The sequence below is a fragment of the Sphingomonas sp. genome, from assembly GCF_051962185.1.
Taxonomy (GTDB): Bacteria; Pseudomonadota; Alphaproteobacteria; order Sphingomonadales; family Sphingomonadaceae; genus Sphingomonas.
Map to the genome: position 1 here is coordinate 1 of NZ_JBQCCN010000282.1, position 7,370 is coordinate 7,370.

The 7,370-nt window shown below is 66.8% G+C and carries 7 protein-coding genes; 5 read left to right on the top strand and 2 right to left on the bottom strand.

The annotated features are described in order from the left end of the window. Positions 1 to 91 precede the first annotated feature (91 nt). The gene (topA, locus tag ACTHJR_RS17715; protein WP_440524652.1) at positions 92 to 2,635 is read left to right on the top strand and encodes a type I DNA topoisomerase; all 2,544 of its coding nucleotides are present in this window, start codon (positions 92 to 94) and stop codon (positions 2,633 to 2,635) included. Positions 2,636 to 2,903: 268 nt separating this feature from the next. On the opposite strand, the gene ACTHJR_RS17720 is transcribed toward topA, so the two are convergent. After that, complete coding sequence (locus ACTHJR_RS17720) at positions 2,904 to 3,203, bottom strand: hypothetical protein (protein ID WP_440524654.1); 300 nt, start codon at positions 3,201 to 3,203, stop codon at positions 2,904 to 2,906. Between the two features lie 87 nt (positions 3,204 to 3,290). Next, positions 3,291 to 4,121 (bottom strand): pantoate--beta-alanine ligase, encoded by an 831-nt coding sequence (panC, locus tag ACTHJR_RS17725; RefSeq protein WP_440524655.1) that lies wholly within the window; start codon positions 4,119 to 4,121, stop codon positions 3,291 to 3,293. A 74-nt stretch (positions 4,122 to 4,195) separates the two neighbouring features. On the opposite strand from panC, the gene ACTHJR_RS17730 reads away from it, so the two are divergent. The 4 genes from ACTHJR_RS17730 to ACTHJR_RS17745 form a co-directional block, all read left to right on the top strand. Then, the gene (locus ACTHJR_RS17730; protein WP_440524656.1) at positions 4,196 to 4,987 is read left to right on the top strand and encodes a division plane positioning ATPase MipZ; all 792 of its coding nucleotides are present in this window, start codon (positions 4,196 to 4,198) and stop codon (positions 4,985 to 4,987) included. Position 4,988: 1 nt separating this feature from the next. Next, positions 4,989 to 5,270, top strand: coding sequence for a J domain-containing protein (locus ACTHJR_RS17735; protein WP_440524658.1), 282 nt, complete (start codon positions 4,989 to 4,991; stop codon positions 5,268 to 5,270). 51 nt (positions 5,271 to 5,321) lie between these two features. Next, the gene (gene pgmG, locus ACTHJR_RS17740; protein ID WP_440524659.1) at positions 5,322 to 6,704 is read left to right on the top strand and encodes a phosphoglucomutase/phosphomannomutase PgmG; all 1,383 of its coding nucleotides are present in this window, start codon (positions 5,322 to 5,324) and stop codon (positions 6,702 to 6,704) included. Between the two features lie 256 nt (positions 6,705 to 6,960). Then, positions 6,961 to 7,370, top strand: a 410-nt coding sequence (locus ACTHJR_RS17745; RefSeq protein WP_440524661.1) for a 3'-5' exonuclease, incomplete at its 3' end; no start/stop codon positions are given.

The following is a 7,370-nucleotide window of genomic DNA, read 5'->3' on the forward strand; positions in this document are numbered from 1 at the left end:
TCGCCTGGCGGAGCCTCAAGCCCCCCGCTTGACGGGGCCGATTCCGACTCTCCATCCTCGCGCGTACACGTAAGGACCGCTTTTCACCGCCATGCAGCTTGTCATCGTCGAATCGCCGGCCAAGGCGAAAACCATCGAGAAATATCTCGGCAGCGATTATCGCGTTCTCGCCAGCTACGGCCATGTCCGCGACTTGCCGCCCAAGGACGGATCGGTCGATCCCGAGGCCGGCTTCGCGATGGATTGGGAAAATTACGCCGACAAGGCGAAGCAGCTCCGCGCGATCACCGACGAGGCCAAGAAGGCCGATCGCCTGATCCTGGCGACCGACCCCGATCGCGAGGGCGAGGCGATTTCCTGGCACGTCCAGGAAGTGCTGCGCGGGCGCAAGGCGCTGCCGAAGCAGGTCGAGCGCGTCACCTTCAACGCCATCACCAAGGCGACGGTGACCGAGGCGATGAAGCATCCGCGCCAGTTGGACGAGGATCTGATCGACGCCTATCGCGCCCGCCGCGCGCTCGATTACCTCGTCGGCTTCACGCTTTCTCCGGTGTTGTGGCGCAAATTGCCCGGCGCCAAGTCGGCGGGCCGCGTCCAGTCGGTCGCGCTGCGTCTGATCGTCGACCGCGAGCGTGAGATCGAGGCGTTCGTCGCCCGAGAGTATTGGTCGGTCGCCGCCACGCTCGAACAGGACGGCACGCCGTTCACCGCGCGGCTGGTCAAGTGGAACGGCGAGAAGCTCGACCGTCTGTCGATCGGCAAGAAAGGCGACGCGCTCAAGGCCAAGGCGGACGTCGAGAACGGCCGCTTTACCGTCCAGTCGGTCGAGACCAAGCCGGCGACGCGCAACCCGCCGCCGCCCTTCACCACCTCGACGCTGCAGCAGGAAGCAGCGCGCAAGCTCGGCTTCTCGGCCAGCCACACGATGCGCATCGCCCAGGCGCTCTATGAGGATGGCGCGATCACCTATATGCGAACCGACGGTGTGCAGATGGACGGCAGCGCCATCTCGGCCGCGCGCAAGGCGATCACCGAGCGCTATGCCGCCAATTACGTCCCCGACAAGCCGCGCCAATACCAGACCAAGGCCAAGAACGCGCAGGAAGCGCACGAGGCGATCCGCCCGACCGATTTCGCCAAGGATCGTGCCGGCTCGGGCGACCATGCCCGGCTTTATGACCTGATCTGGAAGCGCGCGATGGCGAGCCAGATGGCCTCGGCGCAGATGGAGCGCACGACGGTCGAGCTGACCGACGGCACCGGCCGCCACGCCTTGCGCGCGACCGGCCAGGTCGTGCTGTTCCCCGGCTATCTCGCGCTCTACGAGGAAGGCCAGGACGATACGCAGGATGAGGAATCGCGCCGCCTGCCGCGGCTGCGCGACGGCGACGTGCCGGCCAAGCGCGACGTCATGGCCGAGCAGCATTTCACCCAGCCGCCGCCGCGCTTCTCCGAAGCGAGCCTGGTCAAGAAGCTCGAGGAACTGGGGATCGGCCGCCCGTCGACCTATGCCTCGATCATCCAGGTCTTGAAGGACCGCGATTACGTCCGGGTCGAGAAGAACCGCTTCTTCGCCGAAGAATCGGGCCGGCTGGTGACCGCGTTCCTCGAGCGCTTCTTCGAACGCTATGTCAGCTACGATTTCACCGCGGGTCTCGAGGACGAGCTCGACGAGATTTCGGGCGGGCGCGCGCAATGGCAGGCGGTGCTCGAGGCGTTCTGGCGCGACTTCAAGCCGCGCACCGCCGAGGTGATGGAATTCAAGCCGTCCGAAGTGACGCAGCAGCTCGACGAATTCCTCGCGCCCTACCTCTTTCCGCAACAGGCCGATGGCGGCGACCCGCGGCTCTGCCCCAATTGCGGCAAGGGCCAGCTCTCGCTGCGCGGCGGCCGGTTCGGCGCGTTCATCGCCTGCTCCAATTATCCCGAGTGCAAATATACCCGCCGCTTCGCGCAGGCGGGCGCCGAAGGTGGGGCGGACACCGGGCCGGAATCCTTGGGCAAGGATCCGGAAACAGGCCTGGAAGTCGAGCGCAAGGCGGGGCGGTTCGGGCCGTACATTCAGCTCGGCGAGGGCAAGGACGCCAAGCGCGCCTCGATTCCCAAGGATGTGGAACTCGACCTCGACTGGGCATTGAAGCTGCTGAGCCTGCCGCGCGAGATCGGTGCGCATCCGGAGACCGGCAAGCCGATCACCGCCTCGATCGGCCGCTATGGCCCCTATCTGGCGCATGACGGCAAATACGCCCGGCTGCAATCGACCGCCGAGGTGTTCGAGACCGGCATGAACGCGGCGGTGGTCAAGCTGGCCGAAGCGGCGGCGAATGGCGGCCGCCCGGCGCGCGGCACCTCGCGCGAGCCGCTCAAGGTCCTGGGCAAGCATCCGCGCACCGAGGCCGAGATCAAGCTGATGGACGGCCGCTACGGCGCCTATGTCACCGACGGCACGACCAACGCGACCTTGCCCAAGTCGGTCGACAAGGACCAACTGACGCTGGAGGAAGCCGCGCAATTGATCGACGCGCGCGCCGCTGCCGCGCCGGCCAAGGGAAAGCGCGGGGCCAAGAAGGCGCCGGCGAAGAAGGCCGCTGCGAAGAAGGCGCCGGCCAAGAAGAAGGCGGCGGCGACGAACTGAGCATCACGCTGCCGAAATAATCGTGCGCCCGGCAACATAGTCGTCACCTCAGCGAACGCTGGGGTCTCGTGCAGCGAAATACGGCCGGAGATCTCGGCTTTCGCTGGGATGACGGTTTCATCCTGCCGCGCCAAAAACTAATCCGTCACCCCGGCCTTGTGCCGGGGTCCACGGGGCGGCTGGGCGCGAAGTTCAGATCACTGAGTACCGCGCTCGCGGCGCGGTGGATGCCGGGACGAGCCCGGCATGACGGTCGATAGGACGGGTGTCAGGCCGCGCGGCGCGCCGCTTCGTTCAACCAAGCCCGCGCGCGGGTCTGCGCCTCGGCGATTTCGCGCGCGCTCATTTCGTCGGCGACCTCGGCGCGGCAGTGGCGCGCGCCTTCATGGCCGCCGCGCGACGCGGCGAGATTGAACCATTTGTGCGCTTCGATCAGGTCGAGATCCATGCCGTTCGCGCCGGTCGAATAATCGACCCCGAGATCGTAGCACGCATCCCAATCGCCGCACGCGGCATCGCGCAGGCGGCTCTCGATCAGAAATTGCGCACTTTTCAGGCTGCTGCCCATCGCTGCCAACCCCTTTTACTTCCTTTGGCAGGGCTACCTTGGAGGCGAAGGGGTCAACAATTGGTTAACGTGATTTAACCATGAATTTCAGGGGTCTACATGGAGATTGTCGATCAGTCGTGTGGTCCCGATCTTCGCCGCCGCGAGCAGGCGCCGCGGCCGTCCCACCTGGGGCTCGCTCAGCGTGCCGGCATCGACCAGCGAGACATAGTCGGTGACGAAACCCGCTGCGGCCATTGACGCCATGGCGGCATCGAGCGCCCCGCTCTCCCCAGCCTCGATCGCGCGCTTCGCCTCGGCCAGCGCGCGCGGCAAGGCCACCGCCCGGGCACGCTCGTCGGCCGAGAGGTAGACGTTGCGCGAGGACAGCGCGAGCCCGTCACTCTCCCGTACCGTCGGCACGCCGACGATCTCCAGGTCGACGTCCAGATCGGCCACCATGCGCCGGATCACCGCGAGCTGCTGGAAATCCTTCTCCCCGAAGAACGCGGCGTCGGGACCGACCTGGTTGAACAATTTGCTCACCACGGTCGCGACGCCGTCAAAATGGCCGGGGCGCGCGGCGCCGTCCAATCCTGCGCTCACCCCGGACACCGAGACATTGGTCGCGAACCCCGCCGGGTACATGTCGTCGACTCCCGGCATCCACAGCAGGTCGCAGCCATGCGCGATCAGCAGCGCCTTGTCGGCCTCGGCCGGGCGCGGATAGCGCGACAGATCTTCATTGGGGCCGAATTGCTTCGGGTTGACGAAGATCGACGCGACGACCTTCGCCCCCGTCGCCCGCGCGGCGTCGATCAGTGCCATATGCCCGGCGTGGAGCGCGCCCATCGTCGGGACCAGCGCCACTCGAGCACCGCCGGTACGGAGCGCCGCGACCGCGCGTCTCAAATCGGGCAGATGATGGACGATTTGCATGGGCCTTGCCCCTTCGATAGACGAGGGTTCGCCTGTAAAAGGCGCGGGGCAATTCAGGCAACCAGGGTCTTTACGTGGCGGACGTCCGCAAACCACACACCATCGTCTTCGCCAACGAAAAAGGCGGCACCGGCAAGTCGACCACCGCGGTCCATGTCGCGATCGCGCTGCAGGCGCGCGGCGCGCGCGTCGCGGCGTTCGATCTCGACCATCGCCAGCGCACCATGGCGCGCTATTTCGAAAATCGGGTCGCCACCGCGAAACGCACGGCGCGCGAGTTGCCGACCCCGGAATTCGCCGCACATGACGGCGAGAGCCTCGATTTCTTCAACGATACGCTCGCCCGGCTCGATCAGGACCTCGACTTCCTCGTGATCGACACGCCGGGGCGCGACGATCGCTTCGGGCGGCTGGCGGCGGCGCGTGCCGACACGCTGGTCACGCCGATGAATGACAGCTTCGTCGATTTCGACCTGATCGGCCAGGTCGACCCCGACACCTATCGCGTCACGCGGCCAAGTTTTTACGCCGAGCTGATCTGGGACGCGCGCAAGGCCCGCGCCAAGGCCGACGGCGTCGCGATCGACTGGGTCGTGCTGAGGAACCGCCTCCAGCACATCGAGGCACGCAACATGCGCCGGGTGTCGGAAGCGCTCGACCAACTCGCCAAGCGGGTCGGGTTCCGCATCATCCCCGGACTGGGCGAACGCGTCATCTATCGCGAGCTGTTCCCCAAGGGGCTGACGATGATCGACAGCCGCGATTTCGGCGAGATGGGGCTGGCGCATGTCGCCGCGCGGCAGGAATTGCGCGAGATGATGGCGGCACTGGCGCTGCCCGAACCCGCCTTGCCGCTGTTCGCCTGACATGCCCAAGCTGCTATTGGCCCTTGCCGTCGCCTGGTTCGGCTGGTGGCTGTGGCAAGGCCCCAAGAAAGTGTGGACCGACGGCCGCCGCAAGCCCGAGCGCAGTCCCGACGAGATCGACGCGCTGGCGGTGCTGGGGCTCGATCCCGGCGCCAGCCGCGAGGAGATCCGCATCGCGCACCGCCGCCTGCTGCGCAACGTCCACCCCGATCACGGCGGCACCGACGAACTCGCCCGGCGCGTCAACCAAGCGCGCGACGTGCTGCTGAAACCCAAGGATTGAACTTTTCCGCGCTCGACGGATTGGGCGCGCATCAACCTGACCGGAGCCCCCATGAGCCATCGTTTCGATCCTACTTCCCTGCGCGAATACGACATCCGCGGCGTTGTCGGCAAAACCCTGTCGACCGACGATGCCCGCGCGATCGGCCGCACCTTCGGCACGATCGTGCGCCGCGCCGGCGGCACGCATGTCGCGGTCGGGCGCGATGGTCGCACCTCGTCGCCCGACTTGGAAACGGCGCTGGTCGCCGGCCTGACCGCGTCGGGAGTCGACGTGATTCGCACCGGCATGGGCCCGACGCCGCAACTCTATTGGGCCGAAGCCGAGCTGGAAGTCGACGGCGGCATCCAGATCACCGGCAGCCACAACCCGGCCGAATATAACGGCTTCAAGATGGTCCTCCAGCACCGCCCGTTCTTCGGCGAGGACATCCAGAAGCTCGGCCGCATGGCCGCCGAGGGCGATTGGGAAGAGGGCGAAGGCACGGCGACCGACGCCGACATCGTCGACGATTATGTCGGTCGGCTGATGGCGGGCTATTCGGGCGGCGCCTATCGGATCGGCTGGGACGCCGGCAACGGCGCCGCGGGGCCGGTGATCGAGAAGCTGACCAAGTTGCTGCCCGGCGAGCATCACCTGCTGTTCACCGAGGTCGACGGCACGTTCCCGAACCACCATCCCGACCCGACCGAGGAGAAGAATCTCGCGCATCTGAAGGCGCTGGTCGCCGAGAAGGGACTCGATTTCGGTGTCGCGTTCGACGGCGACGGCGACCGCATCGGCGCGATCGACGGCCAGGGACGCGTGATCTGGGGCGATCAGATCCTCTCGATCCTCGCCGAACCGGTGCTCAAGGATTTGCCCGGCGCGACGATCATCGCCGACGTCAAGGCGAGCCAGGCGCTCTACGACCGCATCGCCGAGCTCGGCGGCCACCCGCTGATGTGGAAGACCGGGCACAGCCTGATCAAGACCAAGATGAAGGAGACGCACGCGCCGCTCGCCGGCGAGATGTCGGGCCACATCTTCTTCGCGCACGATTTCTACGGCTTCGACGACGCCCAATATGCCGCCGTCCGGCTGATCCGCGCGGTGCACATGATCGGCAAGTCGATGACGGCGATCAAGGATGCCATGCCGGTGATGGTCAACACCCCCGAGATGCGCTTCCAGGTCGATGAGAGCCGCAAGTTCGCGGTGATCGACGAAGTGCTCGACCGGCTCGAGACCGAAGGCGCCGACGTCAACCGCACCGACGGCGCGCGGGTGACGACGCCCGACGGCTGGTGGCTGCTGCGCGCGTCGAACACCCAGGACGTGCTGGTCGCGCGCGCCGAGGCCAAGGATCAGCCCGCGCTCGACCGCCTGCTCGCGCAGATCGACGCGCAGCTGGCGGCGAGCGGCTTGGTGCGCGGGCCGCAGGCGGGGCATTGACGTCCCATCGTCATTCTCGCGAATGCGAACCATAAGTAGGCATTGAACAGCGGGGCTGGGCGACGCCCCCTAATTCGTCACCCCGGCCTTGTGCCGGGGTCCACTCTTCGACCACCGAGATGATGCGCCATTGCGCGGTGGATGCCGGCACAAGGCCGGCATGACGGAAAGGTTGGCTGCCTTCCTCTTGGGCAATCGGCCCCTCGTTACACCGCCCGGAGTCGCTTTTCGGCAGCAAAGCGCCCACATAGTCGCGATGCCCTCTCCCTCGATCATCCGAGTCATCGACCTCGAAACCACCGGCAACGCGCCACCGCAGCACGGCGTGCTCGAAGTGGGCTGGCAGGACGTCGCGCTGGGTGCCGACGGGCGCTGGGAATTGCAGGGGGAGGGCGGCAGCCGGATGGTCAATCCCGGCCGGCCGATCCCGCCGATCACCCAGGCGGTGCACCACATTCTCGACGAACAGGTCGCCGACGCGCCTTATTGGATCGACGTCGCGCGACCCGTGCTCGATCCCTATCCGCGCCGGCTCGCACTCGCCGCGCACCGCGCCGATTTCGAGGAGCAATTCTGCACGCCGGCACTGACCCACGGCGCAGACTGGATCTGCACGTGGAAATGCGCGCTCCGGCTGTGGCCCGATTCGCCGAGCTTCTCGAACCA